The sequence below is a fragment of the Halovibrio variabilis genome, assembly GCF_007991175.1.
Taxonomy (GTDB): Bacteria; Pseudomonadota; Gammaproteobacteria; order Pseudomonadales; family Halomonadaceae; genus Vreelandella; species Vreelandella variabilis.
The window spans coordinates 232,796-255,470 of the sequence record NZ_BJXV01000008.1 but is presented as its reverse complement, the minus strand read 5'-3'; the positions used below and the strand labels follow the sequence as shown (position 1 = coordinate 255,470).

Annotated in this window: 18 protein-coding genes; all 18 read left to right on the top strand. The window is 57.2% G+C overall.

Annotated features, from left to right (window positions below; all coding sequences use genetic code 11):
* Positions 1-11 precede the first annotated feature (11 nt).
* The 18 genes from cheA (at position 12) to HVA01_RS07965 (ending at position 22,626) form a co-directional block, all read left to right on the top strand.
* Positions 12-2,105: a chemotaxis protein CheA gene (cheA, locus tag HVA01_RS08050; protein ID WP_146874666.1), complete on the top strand. Its 2,094-nt coding sequence runs from the start codon at positions 12-14 to the stop codon at positions 2,103-2,105.
* Complete coding sequence (cheW, locus tag HVA01_RS08045) at positions 2,102-2,599, top strand: chemotaxis protein CheW (protein WP_146874664.1); 498 nt, start codon at positions 2,102-2,104, stop codon at positions 2,597-2,599. The genes cheA and cheW overlap by 4 nt, the downstream gene beginning before the upstream one ends.
* A 133-nt stretch (positions 2,600-2,732) precedes the next feature.
* Entirely contained in the window at positions 2,733-4,004 is a 1,272-nt protein-coding gene (locus HVA01_RS08040) for a methyl-accepting chemotaxis protein (RefSeq protein WP_246129547.1), read from the top strand.
* A gap of 61 nt (positions 4,005-4,065) precedes the next feature.
* The gene (locus HVA01_RS08035; RefSeq protein WP_146874661.1) at positions 4,066-6,237 is read left to right on the top strand and encodes a methyl-accepting chemotaxis protein; all 2,172 of its coding nucleotides are present in this window, start codon (positions 4,066-4,068) and stop codon (positions 6,235-6,237) included.
* Positions 6,234-7,106 (top strand): CheR family methyltransferase, encoded by an 873-nt coding sequence (locus HVA01_RS08030; RefSeq protein ID WP_146874659.1) that lies wholly within the window; start codon positions 6,234-6,236, stop codon positions 7,104-7,106. Before HVA01_RS08035 ends, HVA01_RS08030 begins: the two co-directional genes overlap by 4 nt.
* Before the next feature lie 91 nt (positions 7,107-7,197).
* Positions 7,198-8,259, top strand: a complete 1,062-nt coding sequence (locus tag HVA01_RS08025) for a protein-glutamate methylesterase/protein-glutamine glutaminase (RefSeq protein WP_146874657.1) — start codon at positions 7,198-7,200, stop codon at positions 8,257-8,259.
* Positions 8,260-8,307: 48 nt separating this feature from the next.
* Complete coding sequence (locus HVA01_RS08020; protein ID WP_146874655.1) at positions 8,308-10,005, top strand: methyl-accepting chemotaxis protein; 1,698 nt, start codon at positions 8,308-8,310, stop codon at positions 10,003-10,005.
* A gap of 126 nt (positions 10,006-10,131) precedes the next feature.
* Complete coding sequence (gene cheY, locus HVA01_RS08015) at positions 10,132-10,521, top strand: chemotaxis response regulator CheY (protein ID WP_146874653.1); 390 nt, start codon at positions 10,132-10,134, stop codon at positions 10,519-10,521.
* A gap of 42 nt (positions 10,522-10,563) precedes the next feature.
* Positions 10,564-11,259, top strand: a complete 696-nt coding sequence (cheZ, locus tag HVA01_RS08010) for a protein phosphatase CheZ (RefSeq protein ID WP_146874651.1) — start codon at positions 10,564-10,566, stop codon at positions 11,257-11,259.
* 104 nt (positions 11,260-11,363) lie between these two features.
* The gene (flhB, locus tag HVA01_RS08005) at positions 11,364-12,530 is read left to right on the top strand and encodes a flagellar biosynthesis protein FlhB (RefSeq protein WP_146874649.1); all 1,167 of its coding nucleotides are present in this window, start codon (positions 11,364-11,366) and stop codon (positions 12,528-12,530) included.
* A complete protein-coding gene (gene flhA / locus HVA01_RS08000; RefSeq protein ID WP_146874647.1) occupies positions 12,527-14,614 on the top strand; it encodes a flagellar biosynthesis protein FlhA in 2,088 nt (695 codons plus the stop codon). Before flhB ends, flhA begins: the two co-directional genes overlap by 4 nt.
* Before the next feature lie 59 nt (positions 14,615-14,673).
* The gene (gene flhF / locus HVA01_RS07995; RefSeq protein WP_146874645.1) at positions 14,674-16,860 is read left to right on the top strand and encodes a flagellar biosynthesis GTPase FlhF; all 2,187 of its coding nucleotides are present in this window, start codon (positions 14,674-14,676) and stop codon (positions 16,858-16,860) included.
* On the top strand, positions 16,857-17,441 hold the full coding sequence (locus tag HVA01_RS07990; protein WP_146874643.1) for a hypothetical protein: 585 nt from the start codon (positions 16,857-16,859) through the stop codon (positions 17,439-17,441). The genes flhF and HVA01_RS07990 overlap by 4 nt, the downstream gene beginning before the upstream one ends.
* A 61-nt stretch (positions 17,442-17,502) precedes the next feature.
* Positions 17,503-17,874 carry a flagellar protein FlhE gene (locus tag HVA01_RS07985; RefSeq protein WP_246129545.1) on the top strand — a complete coding sequence of 124 codons (372 nt, stop codon included), beginning with the start codon at positions 17,503-17,505 and terminating at the stop codon, positions 17,872-17,874.
* A gap of 26 nt (positions 17,875-17,900) precedes the next feature.
* Complete coding sequence (locus tag HVA01_RS07980) at positions 17,901-18,602, top strand: RNA polymerase sigma factor FliA (RefSeq protein WP_146874639.1); 702 nt, start codon at positions 17,901-17,903, stop codon at positions 18,600-18,602.
* A gap of 40 nt (positions 18,603-18,642) precedes the next feature.
* A complete protein-coding gene (locus HVA01_RS07975; protein ID WP_146874637.1) occupies positions 18,643-19,464 on the top strand; it encodes a motility protein A in 822 nt (273 codons plus the stop codon).
* A 5-nt stretch (positions 19,465-19,469) separates the two neighbouring features.
* Positions 19,470-20,138: an OmpA/MotB family protein gene (locus HVA01_RS07970; RefSeq protein ID WP_146874636.1), complete on the top strand. Its 669-nt coding sequence runs from the start codon at positions 19,470-19,472 to the stop codon at positions 20,136-20,138.
* 376 nt (positions 20,139-20,514) lie between these two features.
* Positions 20,515-22,626 carry an adenosylcobalamin-dependent ribonucleoside-diphosphate reductase gene (locus HVA01_RS07965; protein WP_146874634.1) on the top strand — a complete coding sequence of 704 codons (2,112 nt, stop codon included), beginning with the start codon at positions 20,515-20,517 and terminating at the stop codon, positions 22,624-22,626.
* Positions 22,627-22,675: the final 49 nt, after the last annotated feature.

Sequence of the window (22,675 nt, the reverse complement as noted above, 5' to 3'; positions counted from 1 at the left end):
TGGAGCGGTGTATGGATATAGCGGATTTTTATGACACCTTTTTTGAAGAGGCCGAAGAACTGCTGGCAGATATGGAGCAGCTCTTGTTGGAGCTGGATGTGGACGACCCGGACAGTGAGCAGCTGAATGCCATTTTCCGTGCCGCTCATTCGATCAAAGGGGGAGCGGGCACGTTTGGTTTTAGCGTGCTGCAAAAGACCACACACATTTTAGAAAACCTGCTCGATTACGCACGTAAAGGCGAATTGACGCTGCGAGCCGACCTCGTAGATACCTTTTTAGAGGCTAAAGACATCATGCACGAGCAACTCGATGCCTACCGCAGCGAAGAAGAGCCTGATCAAGAGGCGTTTGAGCGCATTTGCCAAACCCTGCAACAGATTGCCCTTGATGAAATTGGCGCGTCGTTGGACGCACCGGCGACCCCCGCCGCCCAACCCAAAGCAACCCCAGCGGCCTCTTCTGACACTGAGGATGCCGCGCAGTCGGGCGGTAACCACCTCGTGGTGGCGCTGCTTAATGTCAACGACAAAGATCGCACCCTGCTGGTCGAAGAGTTAGAGCAGTTAGGCGACGTCCTTGCTCAGTCGGGCGACGAAAAGCGCTACGAAGTAACCCTGAAAAGCAGCGACAGCGCTGACGATATTGAAGCCGTTATGTGCTTTATTATCGAGCCCGATCAAATTGAAATTAACGCCATCGCGAGCGTTGCTGCTGAACCTGGCGCTGTTGATGCCGCCAGCCCAGAGCAAGAGGCTCCCGAAGCGGCCGCTGCCCCAGCGCCCAAGGCCCCTGCCAGCCAGCCGACCGCTGAGGCGAGTCCAGCGAAAGCGGCGGCTAAAGAAAAGCCCAAAAAAGCCGCCGCCGAGTCGTCATCCATTCGTGTATCAGTGGATAAAGTTGATCAAATTATCAACTTGGTAGGCGAGCTGATTATTACTCAGTCGATGCTGGATCAAACGGTCAGCGATTTAGAAGATCAGTCGGTAGGCAATAGTTCACTGCAAAATGGCATGAGCCTGCTGCAGCGCAACGCACGGGACCTCCAAGAGTCGGTGATGTCGATTCGTATGATCCCGATGGAGTTCGTGTTCAGCCGCTTCCCCCGCGTGGTGCGGGATACCGCCGGTAAGCTGAACAAAGAGATCGAACTGATCACCGAAGGTAAGTCGACCGAGCTGGATAAAAGTCTGGTAGAGCGGATCACCGACCCGCTGACACACCTTGTGCGCAATAGCCTTGACCACGGCGTTGAAATGCCCGACGTACGTGAAGCGATTGGCAAGCCACGGGTGGGTAAGTTAACCCTGTCCGCACGTCATCAGGGCGGTAATATTCTGATTGAAGTACGCGATGATGGTGCCGGTATGGACCGTGATCGCCTGCTCGCCAAAGCGCGTGAAAACGGCCTAAACGTGTCTGACACGATGTCCGATGACGACGTTTTCCAGCTGATTTTTGCCCCCGGCTTCTCAACCGCCAACGAGGTCACCGACGTGTCGGGCCGCGGGGTGGGCATGGATGTGGTGAAGCGAAATATTCAAAGCATGGGCGGTCGCGTCGAAATTCAGTCGAAGCTAGGCGAAGGCACCAATACCCGTATCGTGCTGCCGCTGACGTTGGCGATTCTGGACGGCATGTCGATTAAAGTCGGCGGCGAAACGTTCATACTGCCGCTGTCAACCGTGCTTGAGTCGCTGCAGCCGTCTAAAGACGATATGTATGCCATGGCGGGCGACGATGTGGTCATCAAAGTTCGCGACGAATACCTGCCCGTCATCGCGATCCACGAAGTGCTGGACGTCGAAAATGCGATTACCGATCCGACCAAAAGTATCGCCGTCATTGTTCAGGGGGAAGGGCGCCGCTACGCCATGTTGGTGGACGAGCTGATCGGCCAGCAACAGGTCGTGGTTAAAAACTTGGAAGACAATTATCGCAAAGTGCCGGGTATTTCTTCCGCGACGATTTTAGGCGACGGCAGCGTTGCGCTAATTCTCGATATTTCCGGCTTACATCGTTTAAGTCGGCTCAAGAAAGAAGCCGGTAAAAAAGTCGTCAATAATCAAAATTTTTCATTTTATAAGGAGGCTGAGACGTCATGAGTCAAGCCAATAGTGGAGCGGTACTAACCGCTGAAGCCGAAAGCCGCGAATTTCTGGTGTTCTCGTTGGGTGAAGAAGAGTACGCGGTTGATATTTTAAAAGTGCAGGAAATTCGCGGTTACGAAAATGTAACCCGGATTGCCAATGCGCCCGATTTTATAAAAGGCGTCACTAATCTACGTGGCGTTATTGTGCCGATTGTGGATTTGCGCATTAAGTTTCACCTTGAAAGCGTCGAATACGGTGGCCAAACGGTGGTCATCGTCGTCAACGTCGCCGATCGCGTGGTCGGCATTGTGGTGGATGGCGTTTCCGACGTGATGACGTTGACGCCCGATCAGATCAAGCCGGCGCCGGAATTTGGTGTCACGCTCTCGTCTGACTTCTTGAGCGGTTTAGGCAGTTTAGACGACCGTATGCTGGTCCTTGTGGATATCGATAAGCTATTGACCAGCGAAGAGATGGCGTTGGTCGACAGCACTAGCAGCCACTAATTCAAAGCACCTTGGCACAGGGAACGTGCCTGATCCGTCCTACCCAAAGAATGCATTCTCGCGCTAGGGAAAGTGCCTGCGAGTGCCGTTTGTGCGTGGAGAAAAGCGCGTGAGTCAGCGAATGCGGCAATTAATGAATAATATGACGGTGCGCTTAAGCTGGGGGCTAGTGTTAGCGACGCTGTCGATACTGGTATTAATTGCCAGTGGTATTGGTCTTTATGCGCTGCATCATGGCGCCGCCATTGTGCAGGGCGCTAACGATATACAAGCTCAGCAGACGGCTTTCAGCGCTTTTGCCGCCACGATTCGGTGGGCGTTACTGGGTATTGTGATGATGACAGTGGCCACGGTTATCGTGGTTATTTGGGGTGTAACGGCGAACGTGCTGCGCCCGTTGGATCGCTTGGTGGGGCATTTTGAGCAGATGGCTCAGGGCGATTTAAGCCAAACCATCGCATCGCCGGGTAACAATGAGATAGGGCGGCTTTATAGCGCGATGGCGCATATGCAGCACTCTCTTTCGCAGACGGTCGGTATTGTACGTAGCAGCGGTACGTCGATTTATGAGCGCTCCCAGCAAATTGCCAGCGGTAATAATGATCTTTCTTCGCGCACCGAGCAGCAGGCATCCTCATTAGAGGAGACGGCTTCCAGCATGGAGCAGTTAGCCTCCACGGTGGGCCTCAATGCCAATAATGCGCGCCAGGCCAGCCAGCTGGCAGACAGTGCCACCTTGACGGCACGGCGCAGTGGTGAAGAGGTCGGGGCAATCGTTGAAACCATGCAGGACATCAGCGCGAGCTCCAATCAAGTTGCTGATATCATTACCGTTATTGATAATATCGCGTTTCAAACCAATATTTTAGCGCTGAACGCCTCGGTAGAAGCGGCGCGTGCCGGAGAGCATGGCAGAGGGTTCGCCGTGGTGGCCCAAGAGGTGCGCAGCTTGGCGAGCCGAAGTGCCGCGGCCGCAAAAGAGGTGCGCACACTGATTGACTCCTCGCTTAGCAAAGTCGATACCGGCACCCAGCGGGTCAACCAAGCCGGGGAAACGATGCGAGACCTGGTGGCCGCGGTCCAGCGGGTGAACGACATTATGGACGAAATTGCCTCCGCGTCTGAGCAGCAAAGCAGCGGCATTGGCCAGGTGAACCAGGCCGTGGCGCAAATGGATCAAGTCGTTCAGCAAAATTCCCAGCTGGTTCAGCAGGCGGCGCGCAGCGCCAATGAGCTGGAAAGCGAAGCAGCGCGGTTACGCGAGGCCGTAGAGCGCTTTCGTGTCGCTGCCCCCTCCGGCCATCATGCCTCTTCCTCCTCGGCTACGTTGCCTCCCGCAACGTCAAGCCCGCTCGCGATACACAAGCAGCCCGCAAAACAGACCGCCGAGTGGGAGTCGTTTTAATTTTTTGTTAGGTCAGGCCAGGGACGTTCTTTCAGATAAAAAACACTAAAAAAGGCAGCTCATGCGTAATAACCAGCCAGTCACTCAGCGTGAAGTCGAGTTAAAAGAAGACGATTTTTTAGTCTCGCGTACCGATACCAAGGGGCGCATCTCCTATGCCAACCCTGCTTTTATCGCTATTAGCGGCTTTGAGCACGCCGAGCTGATAGGCGCGCCGCATAACGTGATACGCCACCCGGATATGCCACCCGGGGCATTTGAGAACCTCTGGCACACTGTCAAAACGGGGGAAACCTGGCGCGGGCTGGTTAAGAACCGCTGCAAAAATGGCGATCACTACTGGGTAGACGCCAATGTGACGCCGATTATCGAAGATGAACAGGTTGTGGGCTATACCTCTGTGCGCGTGCAGGCAAGCCGCGAAGCCATTGAGCAGGCAGAGCAGGCCTACGCTGAAATGCGCGAAGGCCGCAATAAGCGGCTGTACTTAGATAAAGGCCGGTTACGCCAGAAAGGGCTGATCTCACGTTTGGCCCGGGTACGTCTCGATACCATCCGCGCCAAGTTGGCAGGCATGATTGTCGTCGCCGGGCTACTGCTATTGGTAAGTAGCGGGTTAGGCCTGTATGGCTTGAACGTGGCGGGCGAGCGGTTAGGGCAGCTGAACAATGATGGCCTGGGCGATGTTATTCGTTTGCAGCAAATTGATCAGACCATTGCCCAAACCCGTCAGGCGATGATCGAGCCTGAGCGCATGGAGCTGATTAGTCAGCGTTTTGAAATGGGCGAAAGTGTCCAGGAGAACGCTGCAGACGTCGCCGCGGTGTGGCAGGCGTACTATTCGCGGGAAGTTAATAAGACGGAACTTGCCACCGAGTTTGACCAACGGCTCCAGGCCTTTCTACAAAACGGTATGGGCCAAGCCGCCAGCGTGCTTCAGGCCGAAGAAGCTTATCAGGTGTTTACCGGCCTGGATGCGGTCATCCAGGTGATGACCAACGATGGGCGTGCCCTGTCCGGCATGGTCAACCAGCTGATTGCCCAGAAGCAGCAAGCCGCGGAAGCGATGGCCGAAGAAGCACAGCAAGGCCAAGCCACCATGCTGGGTGCGCAAGCCATTGTCTTAGCGATTGGCTTGCTGCTGCTTATTCTCATTGGTGTCATCACGCTGCGCGCTATTGTGCGCCCGTTAAACAGCGCGGCGCGTTTCACGCTACAAATTGCAGGCGGCAACTTAGCCGCTAAAGTACCGCCCCGGCGCCGCGATGAAGTGGGCCAGCTGATGGTGTCGCTCGACACGATGCGTAAAAGCCTCAGCAGCATCATTGGCGATGTTAAAGGTGGTATCGATGTCGTTACTCCCGCGGCGCAAGACATCGCCAGCGGTAACGAAGAGCTATCGTCGCGCACTGAACAGCAGGCCGCGTCTTTACAGCAGACCGCCGCCAGCATGGAAGAAATGACCGCGACGGTAAGACAAAACAGCGATAACGCTCAAGAAGCCCGCCGTTTAGCCGATAACAACGCTATGCAGGTAACGAACACGGGCGAGTTGATGACGCAGCTAGTCGATAATATGCAGCGGATCACTCAACGCTCTCAGCAGATGACCGACATTATCAATGTGATCGACTCGATTGCGTTTCAAACCAATATCCTGGCCTTGAACGCATCTGTAGAGGCGGCGCGCGCCGGCGAACATGGCCGCGGTTTTGCGGTCGTCGCCGACGAAGTGCGCAACCTGGCGGGGCGCAGCGCCGGTGCTGCCCAAGAAATTCGCGGTTTGATCGATGGCTCGAACAAAGAGGTGAGTTCGGGTGCTGTGACCGTGAAAAAAGCCGAAGTCGCGATTGCCGAGGTCGCCGAAGCGGCGCGCAGCGTGACGCAAATTATGCACGAGATTTCAGCTGCCTCCGAAGAGCAGAGCAGTGGTATCACGCAGGTCAATCAAGCCATCGCCGAAATGGATCAAGCCACCCAACGCAATGCCGTGCGGGTGCAAGAAACGGCACGTGCGGCGGGTGCTTTGGAACAACAGGCCGGCCTGTTAGCGCTATCGGTTGAGGCGTTTCGGCTAAACAGTCAGGGGGCGCTACGTCCACCTGCGACGAGTGCAGCAAGCGGCGGGGTGCAAACGCCCCATATGCTGGCGCCTCACGCGCAGGGTAAAACGTCGCCAAATCCGCCCGTTAAACGGCAAACAGCCTCTTTAGAGGAGTGGGAAGAGTTTTGACCGAGCAACGAGAACGGGCTGCCGATACAAGCCAGTGGGCCTCCGGTAACCAGATTGAACGTGATTTGACATTAACGGATGCGGATTTCACGCGTATTCGCGAGCTGATTTATCAGCGCGCCGGGATCGTGTTGGCCGAGCATAAGCGTGAAATGGTTTACAGCCGCTTAGCGAAGCGGCTGCGTCACCATGGAATGACGCGCTTTACCGATTATTTGGTGCGCTTGGAGCGCCAGCCAGAAGCCAAAGAGTGGGAGGCGTTTACCAATGCGCTGACCACCAACCTAACGGCTTTTTTCCGTGAAGGGCACCATTTTCCGCTGTTGGCTGAACACATTAAAAATGCCCAGGAGCCGGTCACCATCTGGTGTTCGGCAGCCTCGACGGGGGAAGAACCCTACTCGCTGGCGATGACGCTACTCGAAACATTGGGGCCTAAAGCATCGCAGGCCAAAGTGATTGCCACCGATATTGACACCGATGCGCTGGCCAGAGCGCGCGCCGGCGTTTACCCCCAAGAGCAGGTGCGCAAGCTCGACGACGCGCGCGTCAAACGCTTTTTCCAAAAAGGCACGGGGCAGCACGCGGGGTTTGCCAGAATTCGTCCCGAAGTGTCGGCGCTTGTCGAGTTTCTGCCGCTTAATTTGTTGGCGCCGCAATGGTCGATTAAAGGGCCTTTTGATGCGGTGTTCTGTCGAAATATCATGATTTATTTTGATAAAGATACACAGGCAAAGATTCTTAAACGGTTTGCGCCCCTGATGAAACCCGATGGCTTGCTGTTTGCAGGCCACTCGGAAAACTTCTCGTATATAACGGACGCATTCAAACTGCGCGGCCAGACGATTTATACGCTGGCAAAAAAATGAACCATTTACGTGTTGTTTTAATCGCGCTAGGCGCTGTGGCTCCGGCGGTTGCAATCACATATCAGGCGTCTACAGCCATAGGAGGCGTGCTTTGAGCGCAGCCAAGATCAAAGTACTGTGTGTCGATGATTCGGCGCTAATCCGTGATTTGTTAACGGAAATTATTAATTCTCAGCCTGATATGGAAGTCGTCGCAGTGGCGCCGGACCCCATTGCGGCGCGGGATTTGATCAAGCAGCACCATCCTGATGTGTTAACGCTCGACGTCGAGATGCCGCGTATGGACGGCCTGGATTTTCTTGAGCGTTTAATGCGTCTGCGCCCCATGCCGGTGTTGATGGTGTCATCGCTTACCCAAAGTGGCTCGGAAATCACCTTGCGTGCGCTGGAGCTGGGGGCGCTCGATTTTGTCGCCAAGCCAAGTCTCGGTATCCGCAACGGGATGATGGAGTACGCCGACGAGATCGCCGAAAAACTCCGCGCCGCAGCCCGTTCACGGCCCCGCCAGGCGCGACACAAAAATACCCCGCCGCCTGCTGCTTTGAAAGCGCCGTTAGTGTCGAGTGAGAAGCTGATTATTATCGGCGCGTCCACTGGCGGTACCGAAGCCATTCGGGCAGTGCTTGAGCCGTTGCCCGCGAACGCCCCGGCGATCTTGATCACCCAGCATATGCCTGGCGGTTTTACCCGCTCGTTTGCCGAGCGATTAGACCGGCTGTGCCGGATTACCGTTAAAGAAGCCACCGACGGGGAGCGGATTCTACCCGGGCACGCTTATATAGCCCCTGGCGATCAGCACCTTAAATTAGCCCGGAGCGGGGCCAACTATGTGGCGCGCCTGGATGATGGCCCGCCAGTGAACCGCCACCGACCGTCGGTGGATGTGCTGTTTCACTCAGCGGCTCAGCACGCCGGAAAAAATGCCATCGGTGTGATTCTTACCGGCATGGGTAAAGATGGCGCCGCAGGGCTGCTAGAAATGCGCCAAGCCGGGTCGCCCACCGTGGCACAAAACGAAGAAACGTGCGTGGTCTTTGGTATGCCGCGTGAAGCGATTGCCGTGGGCGGCGCCGTTGAAGTGGTGGCGCTGGATGACATCCCAACACGCATGATGGCGCTTATCGCAGCCTCCGGCCGCGCGCAGCGTGTTTAGTGTTAGCTATAAAGACAAACAATTAACCATGACACCGGGGAATTTACCATGAATCGTTTGCTGCGCAATTTGAGTATCCATGCCGCTGTGGTCTCCGCACTGGCCTGCTTTGTCGCGCTGATTTTAGCGATCGCAGGCTTGGGGGTTGTGGCCGATCGTAGTGCCCAAAGTAACTTAGCGACGCTCAGTAATATTAGCGATGCGCAGCTAAATGAAATTAACCGCGCCGACTCGCTATTAAATCAGGCCATGCTGGCGATGGAAACGGCCGCGAACCATCTGATGGTTGGCAGAATGCAGCAATCAGACGAGCAAGTTGCCGCCGCTGGTGAGCATATTGAACGCGCCGAGCAGCGTTTTGAGCGCTTTGCTGCGCAACCGCTTACCCCCCAGGGTGAGGCGCTGGGGAATGCCCTGGCTGAAGATTTTCGAGCGGTGCTGGGTTTGGTCAAGCAGCAGTACGCCACCTTTGAGTCTATGGATCTAACTGCCTATAACACGCTGCGCGATGAGATGGATGAGCCGTTAAGCCGCTTATCCACCAGCATGACCGCGTTTGTTAGCTATGGTTTTGCGCGGGTGGACACCATTCGCGACGAAGCGGAAGCCCAAAGCAACTTGTTTGACATCATTAAAGTAGCTTTAGTGGTGTTTGCACTGCTGATGACGCTAGTGATTTATGTGGGGCTACGCCGCACGGTAATCGCGCCACTGAGAGGTGCCATTCAGCGCCTGGATGCGATTGCCGAGGCAGATTTAACCGATCCGCTGCCAGCGGCGGGTAACAATGAAATTGGCCGTTTGTTTGGGGCCATGGGCACCATGCAGCAAAATCTCACCAATATCGTTGGCCGGGTGCGCGAAGGCAGTAACGAAATCCACCACGGCACCCGCGAGATTGCCAGCGGTAATGCCGACCTTTCTTCGCGCACCGAGCAGCAGGCGGCATCGATTCAACAAACCGCCGCCAGCATGGAAGAGATGACCGCGACGGTAAAACAGAATGCCGATAATGCCCGCCAGGCGAGTACGTTGGCAGCCGACGCCTCTACGACGGCTGAGCGTGGCGGCGATGTGGTCGCGCAAGTGGTACAGACCATGCACGGCATCTCGACCAGCTCGAAAAAAGTCGCCGATATTACCAGCGTGATAGACTCGATTGCTTTTCAAACCAATATCTTGGCCCTCAACGCCTCAGTAGAAGCCGCCCGCGCCGGAGAACAGGGCCGCGGTTTCGCGGTAGTGGCGGGTGAAGTACGTAATTTGGCCAGCCGCAGCGCGGACGCCGCTAAAGAGATTAAAACCCTGATAGATGCCTCGGTGACGCAGATTAAGCAAGGCTCTACCTTGGTAGAGCAGGCGGGAACCACGATGTCGGATGTGGTCACCGCGGTGCGCCGCGTGACCGATATTATGGATGAGATTTCCGCCGCCTCCCAAGAGCAGAGCGACGGCATTGAACAGGTCAGTCAAGCCGTGGGCCAGATGGATCAAGTTACCCAACAAAATGCCGCACTGGTGCAACAAGCAACGGCGGCGGCGGCCTCGCTTGAAGAGCAGGCCAATCGTTTAGAGCAAGCGGTTGCGGTCTTCAAGTTGGTAGGCATGCAGCAGGCCGCGTCACCCCAGGCGCTAGCGCCTGGGCCGACAACCCCCAAGGCGGCGTCAACGCCCAGGGTGGGCCACTCGCAAGCACGGCCTCCAGCCGCCAAGCCTAACGACCACGAAGAGTGGGAAGAGTTTTAAAGATTGGTTTTAAAGGTTGGCTTTAAAGATCGGTTTTAAGGCCAAGATTTCAGTAAACGTTTAAACCCCCTGACTGTACTTTTCAGTCTCCCCCGTGCCATATACGGATTGATGAGAGGATGACCCATGGCAGATAAGAATATGAGTTTCCTGGTCGTAGACGACTTTCCCACCATGCGTCGGATCGTACGTAGTCTGCTGAAGGAGCTAGGTTTCACCAATGTGGATGAAGCGGAAGACGGGCAAGATGCGCTCAATAAGTTGCGCGCTGGCAACTTTGAATTCGTGGTGTCGGATTGGAACATGCCTAACCTGGATGGCCTGGAGATGCTCAAGGAGATCCGTCAGGATGACGCCTTGAAAGGGCTGCCCGTGCTGATGGTGACCGCCGAAGCCAAGAAAGAGAATATCATTGCGGCTGCACAAGCGGGCGCCAACGGCTATGTTGTCAAACCGTTCACGGCCGCCACCCTAGAAGAAAAGCTCAATAAGATTTTCGATAAAATGGGCAAATGAAGCGGCTGGGCCTGGGTGCCTGGTTAGCGAGGAGACAGCATAATGAGTCAGAATGAGCAATCCGATTCTGCCCAGTCGTCTGAAGAAACCGCTGAAGACCTGCTTCACCGTATTGGTAAATTAACCCGTATGCTGCGCGAAAACATGCGCGAGCTGGGGTTAGACAAAGAGATTGAAAAAGCGGCAGAAGCGATTCCTGATGCACGTGACCGCCTGCACTATGTCGCCACCATGACGGAGCAGGCGGCCGATCGCTCACTCAATGCGGTCGATCGTGCTCAGCCAATACAGGATCAGTTGGCAGACCGTGCCGGCGAGCTGGATAAGCGCTGGGCCGAGTGGTTTGAAGCGCCGAAAGAGTTAGATGAAGCCAAAGCGCTGGTCAAAGAGACGCGGACTTATTTGGGCGATGTACCCGATATGGCGGCGGCGACCAACAAAGAGCTGATGGAAATCATGATGGCCCAGGACTTCCAAGACCTGACCGGCCAAGTGATTAAGAAGATGATGGATGTGATCCATGAGATCGAACATCAGCTGGTTCAGGTGCTGATTGATAACGTGCCGAGCGCCCATGCACGAGAAACGATGCAGCGCAAGGCCGAGGATCAGTGGAAAAGCGACAGTGCACGGCGCAACGAAGAGCTTTTGAATGGACCCCAAGTGAAGGACAATGCACCCGATACCGTCACTGGGCAAGACCAAGTGGACGATTTATTGGACGAGTTAGGCTTTTAAAGCACCTTCTTAAAAGCCCTTTGGGCAAGAAAGTACGCCATTCAGCCGTCCCTATGGGCGGCTGAATAGGTGTTAAGCTTCGCTTCACCTGGCCGGATGACCGCATGGCAGAAAACGATAGCGACCAGGAAAAGACCGAAGAGGCCACGCCCAGGCGAATGGAAAAAGCGCGCGAGGAGGGGCAGGTTCCCCGTTCCCGCGAATTAAACACGTTTTTACTGCTGCTGGGCGGGGTGATCGGCCTGTGGAGCATGGGCAGGATGCTCTACGACCAGCTGGGCACGGTCATGGAGCAGGCGTTTTTGTTCGAGCGTCGCGAGGCGATGGAAAGCACGCCGATGCTGGTGAACGCGCTTGATCTGGGGCAGCGGACGCTGTTTGCCATGATACCGCTATTTTTACTGTTAGTGGTCATCGCGATTGTCGCCCCAGCGCTGCTGGGGGGCTGGCTGATATCGGCTAAATCGATGCAGCCTAAACTATCCAAGTTAAACCCTATTAAGGGCGTAGCGCGTATCTTTTCAAGCCAGGCGCTGATCGAGTTGGCTAAGGCTATCGCCAAGTCGGTCTTGGTGGGGGGGATCGCTGCGCTATTTCTGTACTTCAACATCGGCAAGTTTATGGCGCTGATGAATCAGCCGGTTCAGCAGGCGCTCACCAATGCGCTGCAGATGGCGGCCCAGGCGGCAGGGATAATGATATTGTCGCTCATCGTGGTTATTTTGATCGATGTGCCTTACCAGCTGTGGAGCAATGCCAAGAAGCTGCGCATGACCCAGGACGAGGTCAAGCGCGAGCATAAAGAGTCTGAGGGTGACCCCCAGGTAAAAGCCCGCATCCGCCAGCAGCAGCAGGCCATGGCGCGCGGCAGAATGATGAGCAAAGTACCCCAGGCGGACGTAATCATTACCAACCCGACCCACTATGCGGTAGCGCTGAGCTACCAGGAAGGCAGCATGGGCGCGCCGCGGCTAGTGGCCAAAGGCGCCGATGCCGTGGCTGCGCGGATTCGCGAAATTGGTGAGGAAGCCGGCGTTGCCCGTTTGCAGGCAGCGCCGCTGGCGCGGGCGCTGTATCATCACGTGGACCTGGAGGCGGAGGTGCCCGCCGAGCTGTATACCGCGGTGGCGGAAGTAATGGCCTGGGCCTACCGCCTCAAGCAAGTCGCACAACAAGGAGGCGAGGTGCCGCCAACCCCTGATAATCTGCCGGTTCCGCCGGAGCTGGAAAACCCCGGGCATAGTCCCGGTGGTAATGAGGCGCAACCATGAAAGGCTTGAGTCAGCTAGTGGGTAAGCGCGACTGGGTGAGCGATGTACGCATGAAGCTGCTGGTCGGGCCACTGCTTATCCTCATGATCTTGGGCATGATGATTGTGCCCTTGCCGCCTTTCGCGCTCGATTTACTCTTCACCTTCAACATCGCGCTGGCCATTATGGTGCTAATGGTCAGCATGTTTACCCAGAAGCCGCTGGATTTCGCGGCGTTTCCCGCGGTGCTGCTGTTTACCACACTGCTGCGCCTGTCGCTCAACGTCGCGTCTACCCGCGTGGTGCTCATGGAGGGCCACCAAGGCGGCGCCTCCGCGGGTAAGGTGATTGAAGCATTCGGGGCGTTCCTGGTCGGCGGTAATTTCGCCGTTGGCTTGGTCGTTTTCCTGATTCTTGTCATCATCAACTTTATGGTAATTACCAAAGGTGCCGGCCGTATTGCCGAAGTCGGTGCCCGTTTTACGCTGGATGCGATGCCCGGTAAGCAAATGGCCATCGATGCCGACCTAAATGCCGGCTTGATCGGCGAAGAAGACGCCAAAAAGCGCCGTGCAGAGGTCTCACAAGAGGCCGATTTCTTTGGTTCCATGGACGGCGCGAGTAAGTTTGTCCGCGGTGATGCCATTGCCGGTTTGGTGATTATGGTGGTCAATATCATCGGCGGGCTGATGATCGGCATGCTGCAGCACGACATGAGCTTTGGCGCGGCAGGCCAAACCTATATGCTGTTGGCGATTGGTGATGGCCTGGTGGCGCAAATACCCGCCCTGGTGATCTCCACCGCAGCGGGTGTCACGGTATCCCGCGTGAGTATGGATACCAACGAAGACATTGGCCAGCAAATGCTCAGCCAGCTGTTCGTTAATCCCCAGGTACTGATTTTGGCCGCCTTGGTGATGGGCCTGCTGGGCATGGTGCCCGGCATGCCCAATGTCGTGTTTTTATTCTTTACCGCGCTGCTGGCGGGTCTTGCGTGGCTTATTATGCGCCAAAAAGAGCGCTCAATGGTCAAGGAGGAAATTGCCGCCGCGCCGGTGCCTTTACAGGAGACCCCCGAAGCAAGTTGGGAAGACGTGCAGCTGGTCGATACGCTTGGCTTAGAGGTGGGGCACCGCTTAATACCGCTGGTCGATTCGCGCCAAAAAGGCGAGCTGCTTGGGCGGATTAAAAGCGTGCGTAAGAAGTTTGCCCAAGAGGTCGGTTTCCTGCCGCCAGTCGTGCATATCCGTGATAATTTGGAATTGCCGCCCAACGCCTATGTGCTGTCGATGAAAGGCGCTGAAATCGGCCGCGCCGAAGCGCAGCCCGGCAAGTGGCTGGCGATTAATCCCGGCCAGGTCTCGGGTGAGCTGCAGGGCACCCATACCCAAGACCCCGCCTTTGGCCTGCCCGCGATATGGATTGATAGCAACCAGCGTGAGCATGCCCAGGTGTATGGCTACACCGTGGTGGATGCCAGCACGGTGATCGCGACCCATTTGAACCACCTGTTGCATCGCCACTCGCCTGAAATGCTGGGCCGGCAAGAAGTCCAGAAGCTGCTGGATAAAATGGGCGATGAGCAAAAGGCGCTGGTCGAAGAGGTGATTCCCAAAGCGATTTCGCTGACCGTGCTACAGCGTATTTTACAAAATCTGTTGGACGAAGATGTGTCTATCCGCGATATGCGGACTATTTTGGATACCCTGGCGGAGTACGCCCAGCAGCAAAAAGATCCCAACGAGCTGACGGCGCTAGTGCGCGTGTCGCTGGGACGCGCGATTGTCCAGCAGTGGTTTGCCGGCCAGGAGACGCTCAATGTAATGGGGCTGGATGCCCAGCTGGAACAAGTGCTGGTGCAGGCCATGAACGGCAACGGCGCAATGGAGCCAGGCTTGGCAGAAACACTAATGACCCAGGCGCAGCAGGCGTTGGAGCGCCACGAAAGCTTAGGCGAACCACCGGTGCTGGTTGTACAGCACTCGCTGCGGGCAGTGTTGTCGCGTTTTTTACGCCGTCGTCTGCGCCATATGTCGGTATTGTCTCAGGCAGAAATTCCCGATGACCGCACGCTAAGAGTGACCACGGTGGTGGGCGGGCGTTAATGCCCCCAGCGCGTGATAGGCTAGCGTCGACCATTTCCAGTATAGGCAAAGGGTAAGTCATGAGTGTGAGACGTTTCGTGGGAGTCAACAGTCGCGATGTGATGCGCCAAGTGCGCGAAACGCTCGGTGAAGATGCTCTGATTGTGGCCAATCGACGTACCGAAGGCGGCGTGGAAATTCTGGCCATGGCGGACGAAGCCATTGATCATTTTGAGCCCTCACCCGAGCCCGAACCTTTGCCCCCTGAAGCCCCGGCTCAAGCGCCGCCGCAAGACGCGATGCAGGCAATGAGCGAGCGTTTACTGCGCGAAATGCAGGACATGCGAGAGCTACTCGCCAGCCAGCCGGCAAAAGCGGTCACGGCTGTCCAGGCGGGACCAACGGGCAGCGCTGAACGACTGCGCCAATTGCTAAGCAAGGTGGGCTTTAGCAGCGAGCTTGCCGACGAGTTGCTAGCAGGGCTTCCCGAACCGCTGGCGGCCTTAAACGCCGATAGCGAAGCGCCGCTGGAGTGGCTGCGTCAGCAGTTAATGCAGCGGCTCTGTGTCCTTAGCGATGAAGCGAGCTTTTTCGATCAAACCGGTATCGTGGCGCTCGTGGGGCCAACGGGCGTGGGCAAGACCACCACCACCGCCAAGCTAGCCGCGCGTTTTGTGATGCGCCACGGCACGCGTCCGGTGGCGCTGGTCACCACCGACAGCTTCCGGATCGGTGCCCACGAGCAACTGCGGATTTACGCGCGCCTGCTGGATACCCCCATGTACGCGCTGGATGCCGAGCAGCCCATCGACGATTTGCTGGGCCGTTTGCAGGGCAAGCAGTGGGTGATTATCGACACCGTGGGCATGAGCCAGCGTGACCAGCGGGTGATTGAGCAAATCGCCCACCTTCAGGGCGGGCGCTCGCGGGTGCGCCTGGTATTACTGCTCAACGCCGCCAGCCAGCCGGAAACCCTCGAAGAAGTTGTGCTGCGCTACCGGCAGGCTGCGCGCTCAGCGGGTGCTGAATTGGATGACTGCATTATTACCAAGCAGGATGAGGCGGGTTGCCTCGCGCCGGTGTTGGATATCGTGATGCGTCATGGCATGCGGGTGCTGTTTGGCTCCCACGGGCAGCAGGTGCCTGAAGATATGGCCATCGCTACGCCGGATACGCTAGTGGATCAGGCGCTCAGCACGGCATCCCCGCAGCGTGAACGCGCGCAACGTCCCGACGCGCCAATGGCGATGCCGCGCTGGTCGCGGGATGTGCTGGGACAGGGGCGGCGGTTATCGTCGCTGCTGGCACGTCTGCGCCAGCGTATTACAGGGTTTGCAGCGTTAGAAGCGCTCTGGAACCTAGCCGCACTGCCGAGCAGTGTACAAGAAGAGCGTCTTAATGCTCTGCTGGCGGTCTACCCGCCGAGCGACACTATGCTGGGCATGGCATGGTCAGCGCGGCGCAATGAACGTGGCTGCGACTGGGCAATGCCCGATATAGGCTTGGACACCGAGGGCGCGTGGCTGGCGCTACCGTGGCTGCAGCACCGTCACGTGGCCGGTTGGCAGCCGCGCTTGGCGGCGCTGTCAGCCTCAAACGGCGTCGCAGTGCACCTACTGCCGCGCTTGCCCGAGGCCGATGCGCTAGCGTGGCTGGAAGCCCAGCATTTGACCTGGATCAGCCAAGTTAACGCCAGTCAGCGTATATTTGCTTACCGCGAACGTCAGACGCTGCGTCAACTGTTTCATGACAGCGTGCTAACCCACCATGTGGGCGTACGTTTTCGCGGCCAGTCCATGCAGTTGTGGACCGCCTACGCTGAAGTTGAAGATGCCTCTGGCCTAGCGCTCCTGGCGTGGTATGGAGAAGTGCGTAACCCCGAAAGTGCCAAGGTGGTAACGCGGCGCTATTGGCTGACCCCCGCACGCCTGGGTTCGGAGGTGCTGTCGCTGCTACTCACCCAGCTACACAGCGAAGGGCTGGCGCCGCTGACACGGCGCGCCTGGCAGCAGCTAAAAGACGCCGACAGCGGCGATGTGAACGCCGATGTGCGCCTGCTCATGGCCAGCGGCGTGGCAGCGGTCGCCGGGCACCTCGATGTGGCCGACGATGACGACGCCCAGACGCTGCGCGGTGACCTGCTCAACCTATTGGGTGCCCGTCGGCGGCGGCGCGATAGCGGTATGCTCGATGCGCTGGTCTACGCGTTTATGGCCCGCGATGCGATTCGCCAAATGGGCAGTATCAGTCGAGAGGGTGTGGCGTGAGCGAACAAGATCAAGCCTCAGGGCTGCGCAAGTGGGCAAATTTGCAGCGTCAACAGCAGGCCGAAGAAGCGTCTGTCGATGTTTCTGCGGCTGAGTATGTGGCAGAGCATGTGGCAGAGAGCGTCCAGGAACCGCCGCTAGCCGCGGCGACGGCGTCAGCGGTGGTGGCACCTGTGGCAGCCAAGCCGCCTGGGCCCAAAATTCCACTGGTGGTGGTCGGGTTGCCCGGTAGCGGTGCGCCGCAGGTAAGCAAGGTCAAGGCTCGCCTGGGGCAGTGGTCAGCGCTAGGCCGCAGCTGGGCCGGTGACCCCGACGATTGGGACATTCATATCGTCAAGGCGGAGGCTACCAACCTCGCCCAGTTGCGCGATGAATACAGCCGATGGGCGCTGTGGATCAATAGCGACGCCGACGCTTTTGCCGCGATGTACCGTACGTTGCGCCTGCTGCGTGAGCACGGCGGGCCGAACCGATTACTGGCACTCCATGAACCGCACTTGCCGCGCCAAGGATTACTCGATAACTTGCGGGAAGCTGCTGACTATTATTTAAGTATGCAATTACTGGTACTGGCACGATGAGCCTACTCCGCCGAGGACAACAAGCATGCTAAGCTGGCCTTTTAAATCGTTAGGTTGGGCTGTGTTATTAATAGCACAACTGGGTAACGCCCACGCGGCCACGGGGAGCTGGAGCACTCAGGTGCCCGGGCTGATGGTGGCGATGAGCGATCGAGCCAGCGCCAGCCAAGAGGTCGCGCCACCGGCGGCGGCCAACGTTCAGGCCGCCCAGATCGAACGTGTTCAGTGGCAGTTTCAGCATTCTCCCGGTGCGCTGTTAAGCGCCTGGCTGTGCCACCCAGAGCAGTGCGTTGCGTTACCCGGAATGCGTGGCTCTACCCGCGCGCTAGCAGGGCGAACAGCCGATGCGCCGTTACATTTTCGCTTCGCCTTACGCCCAGGTCAGCGGCCTGTTCGTGTGCAGGGGTTGCAAATGATTGTGAACTATCAGTGAAGGCTGTATAGCCGCGAGGCGAGAGCATGTACACAGCACAGGGTAGAATCCAGCAAAGCGAGCTATTGACGCAGTATATGCCCCTGGTGCGACGTCAGGCCTTGACGCTACAGGTCCGACTGCCCGCCAGCATTGAGCTCGATGACCTTATTCAGGCCGGTATGGTGGGATTGCTGGAAGCGCTCGGTCGTTTCGATGCCAACCAAGGCGCCACCTTCGCCACCTTTGCCAGCCAGCGTATTCGTGGCGCGATGATGGACGAGCTGCGCACCCGTGACTGGCTGCCGCGCAGTGTGCGCCGTTCAGCGCGTGCGGTAGACGGCGCCGTTCGTCAGCTAGAGCAGCAGCTAGGGCGGGCGCCTGAAGAGCAAGAAATCGCCCAGCACCTCGACATGCCGTTGAGTGAGTACCAGCAGCTTCTCAGCGATACCAACAGTGGCCAGTTACTGCCTTTTGAGGAACTGGTCGCTGACGGTGGAGAACCCATCAACCATGAACCCGGCAACTCGCCGTTTGAGCAATTGCTGGACGGTCAGCAGCGCCAAACCTTGATTGACGCGATTGAAGCGCTGCCCGAACGTGAAAAGCTGCTGATGGCGCTGTACTACCAGGAAGAGCTTAACCTCAAGGAAGTCGGCGCTGTGCTTGGCGTGACTGAATCACGCGTTTCTCAACTGCACAGCCAAGCCGTGAGTCGTTTACGCGCGCGGTTACACGACGCGTTGTAATTGCAACTTTTCCTCATTTGTGACCGGTAAGGAGCCGTGGATGAATCCTTCAACGCTGATTGGCATCTTTGCTAGCATATTACTGCTGGTGAGCGTGCTGTTTTTTACCGCAGAGTCCCCCGAGAGCTTTGTCAATCTGCCGGGCCTGGCGATCGTGATCACCGGCACCCTGGCGGCTACCTTTATCAGCTACCCGCTGAGAGAAGTGCTGCGCGTCGTGCGTTTGGTGGGGTTGGTGTTTCGGCGCGAAAATACCTATATGCGCGACGACATCCGCGAGCTGGTGGATATGTCGCGGCTGTGGTTCAAGGGCGACGTGCGGGCGGTGGAGCGCGAGCTTGAGCATACCCGCAACCCTTTTCTGCGCACCGGGATCCAGTTGGTAATTGCCAACACCAAAGAAGACGAAATTTTTGACATGCTGCGCTGGCGGATTGCCCGCCTGAAAGCCCGCGAGCATGCCGAAGCGCAAATATTTCGCACCATGGCCACCTACGCGCCGGCATTTGGCATGATTGGCACCCTGGTCGGGCTTGTGAACATGCTGGAAGTCATGGACGCGGGCGACCTGCAGGTCATCGGCCCGCGCATGGCGGTGGCCCTGCTCACCACCTTCTACGGTATTTTGCTCGCTAACTTAGTGTTTAAGCCGATCGCCGTAAAACTAGAGCGCCGCACCGAAGAGCGCCTGATCACCATGAACATGGTGCTCGAAGGCATCTCACTGATTACCAAGCGTCGGCTACCGTCGTTTATCGAAGAGACGCTCAACTCCTTCGTTGCGAACTACCATGATGAAATTCGGGATAACAGCGTCAAGCCAAAACCTGACGCGGCGGCTAGTTCGGCGGCGAAGGGGTAAGCCAGATGCTGGATCGCGATACGCGCAACGCGCTGGAGATGACGCCGTCGCCAGGCGATGGCGACGAAGGTTGGCTAACCAGCTACCTGGATGTATTGACGCTGCTCATCACGCTGTTTGTACTGCTGCTTTCGCTGACCCCGCCGGGCGGCGGTGAAGCCGCTGATACCGCCTTCATGCGTTCGGTAAGCGCTGTGTCCTCATTGCCGCTGGCGTCTTTGGCCACCGGCATACAGCCTCGCCACGAGGGATTGCAGCCGCAGTTTTCGGGGCTCAATATCCCCGGTGTGAATGTTTCGCAAGGCCGCGAAGGGGTCACGCTGCGGATTGATACCAACCTGCTGTTTCCCAGCGGCCAAGCCGTGCTTACGACCCAGGGGCAAGGCGTGGTAGAAAGCCTGATGGATGTGCTGGCCAGTTTTGACGGTGAGATATCGGTGGAAGGCCATACCGACAGCGTGCCTATTGCAACAGCCCGCTTTCCGTCTAACTGGGAACTCTCATCGGCCCGGTCGATTGCCGTTGTGCGCCATTTAGAGCGCCAAGGGTTCGACGTTTCACAGATGCGGGCCGTCGGCTACGCCGATACTCAGCCAATAGAGTCAAACGCCACCGCGGCTGGGCGAGCGGCCAATCGGCGCGTGGAACTGTTGCTCAGGCAGCCGCCCGGCTAATAGCCGAGGGCACCTTAACTCGTCGGCCGACTGCCGCCACACTGGCTAAGCATCCGCTTCATCGCCGCCTTGTAGGCTAAAGCCCATGTACCACGGCTCGCGCGCTTTTGGGTCGAAACTGCGAAACAGCTCACTGCCCTCGTTTTTAACATCGTTCTTAACAGCGTTTCTAGCACAGTGATTAACCCCAATCCTCAGTTTAAAGCGTGTTGGCGATAGGCAGCAGAGTAACGCGCTGATTTTTCTATATATGGTAGAAAAATTCCCCAACAAAACTGCATATAGTAAAAAGCCGTGTCTATACTTCATTCCAACGCTATTGAAAGTGCGTCTATGTGAGCGCTATCGTTATCTTGTTGTGAAGGAGTTTTGCCACATGAGCACCGCTGCCAAGGCTGTGAAGACCTCAAATGATGTTCCCATGCAGGCCCCCTCGCGGGAGATTTGGGATGCCAAATACCGCCTCAAGGATCGCCATAGCCAACCCGTCGATCAGGACGTCGCTGCAACGTTTGAGCGTGTGGCGCAGGCCTTAGCCGCGGTCGAAGGTGACAAAGCCGAGGAGTGGCTGCCCAAATTTCGTTGGGCGCTGGAAAATGGCGCCATTCCCGCCGGGCGTATTCTTTCCAACGCGGGCGCCGAGGCCTATAAGCCAGCGGTGAGCCTGATTAACTGCACCGTCTCGCGCACCATTCGCGATTCCATGCGCGATATTCTCGACTCGGTGGTCGATGCAGGCATGACATTAAAGTCCGGGGCGGGCATCGGTTACGACTTCTCGACGCTGCGCCACAAGGGCGCCTTCGTCTTCGGCGCTGGCGCGGGCACCAACGGCCCGCTGGCGTTTATGGATATTTACGACAAGATGTGTTTCACCGTGGCGTCTGCCGGCGGCCGGCGTGGCGCTCAGATGGGCACCTTTGATGTGGGCCACCCGGATGTACGCGAGTTTATTCAGGCCAAGCGCGAAGCCGGGCGTCTGCGGCAGTTTAATCTGTCACTGCTGATCACCGATGAATTTATGGAAGCGGTCAAAAACAATACCGATTGGCCGCTGGCCTTTCCGCTGCACCCAGGTGAGAAAGACGACGTTAACACTGAAGACCTGATCTACCGGGATTGGCCGGTGGTTGAGGAGGGCTACACGGTGGATGCCGAGGGCCGCGTCGCCTGCCGCATTGTGGAGGTGATCAAAGCGCGCGAATTGTGGGACACCATCATGTCCTCCACCTACGACTACGCCGAGCCGGGCTTTATTCTGATTGATCAGGTTAACCGCATGAACAATAACTGGTTCTGCGAGGATATCCGGGCGACCAACCCCTGCGGCGAACAGCCATTGCCACCAGAAGGCGCCTGCCTGCTGGGCTCGATTAACCTGACCAAGTTTGTGATTGACCCCTTTGGCGAGGAGCCGCGCTTTGACTGGGAGCGCTACCGTAAAGTGGTCGCCATTTTCACCCGTATGCTCGACAACGTGGTCGAGATTGCCGCTCTCCCACTGCCCCAGCAGCAGCGTGAAATTGAAGCCAAACGCCGCCACGGCATGGGCTTTTTGGGCTTGGGGTCAACGCTCACCATGCTCAAAATCCCCTATGGCTCAAAGCAGTCGCTGGTGTTTACCGAGGAAGTCAGCCGCCATTTGGCGATCGAAGGCTGGAAACAGGCGCTGGCACTTTCTAAAGAGAAAGGCATGGCCGCGGTGCTGGCGCAGGAGCACACCGTCACCCCTAAAATGCTCCGCGAGCGGCCGCAGCTGGCCAACGATGGCTACGAAGTGGGCGATCAAGTCCCGGGGCGTATTCTACACGCTCGTTACAGCCAATATATGGCACAAGTGGCCGAGCATGAGCCGGAGCTGGTGGCTGCGCTGTCGGAACACGGCGCTCGCTTTACCCACCACAGCTCGATTGCACCGACCGGTACGATCTCACTATCGATGGGTAACAACGCCTCCAACGGCATTGAGCCCTCGTTCTCGCACCGCTACTTTCGCAATATTATTCAGTCGGGCAAAAAAACCAAGGAGCAGGTCGAAGTGGTCTCTTTCGAGCTGGCGGCCTACCGTCACTTTATTGCTGCTGATGCGGTGGACAGCGATCTGCCCGATTACTTTGTCACCGCCGATGCGGTCTCCCCCGAACAGCATGTGGCCGTTCAGGCCGCCGCCCAGCACTGGGTTGATTCGGCGATCTCAAAAACGGTTAATGTGCCCACCGAGTTCCCCTTTGAACAGTTCCAGAATCTCTATTTGCAGGCTTATGAGAGTCGCTTAAAAGGCTGCACTACCTTCCGCTTTAACCCCGAAGCTTTCCAGGGCGTGCTGGTGCGCGAAGACGATCTCAAAAACACCACCTACGTGTTTGAACTGGAAAACGGCGAAACCCTTGAGCTTGCCGGGGATGAAACGGTGATTTACGACGGGGAAGCGCATAACGCGGCGAATCTATTTGATGGCTTAAAAGAAGGCACCTACGGCAAATGGTAGCGGTGGGCGGCGCTGACTAACGACCGCTTGATTACCTTGGCATTGCCGT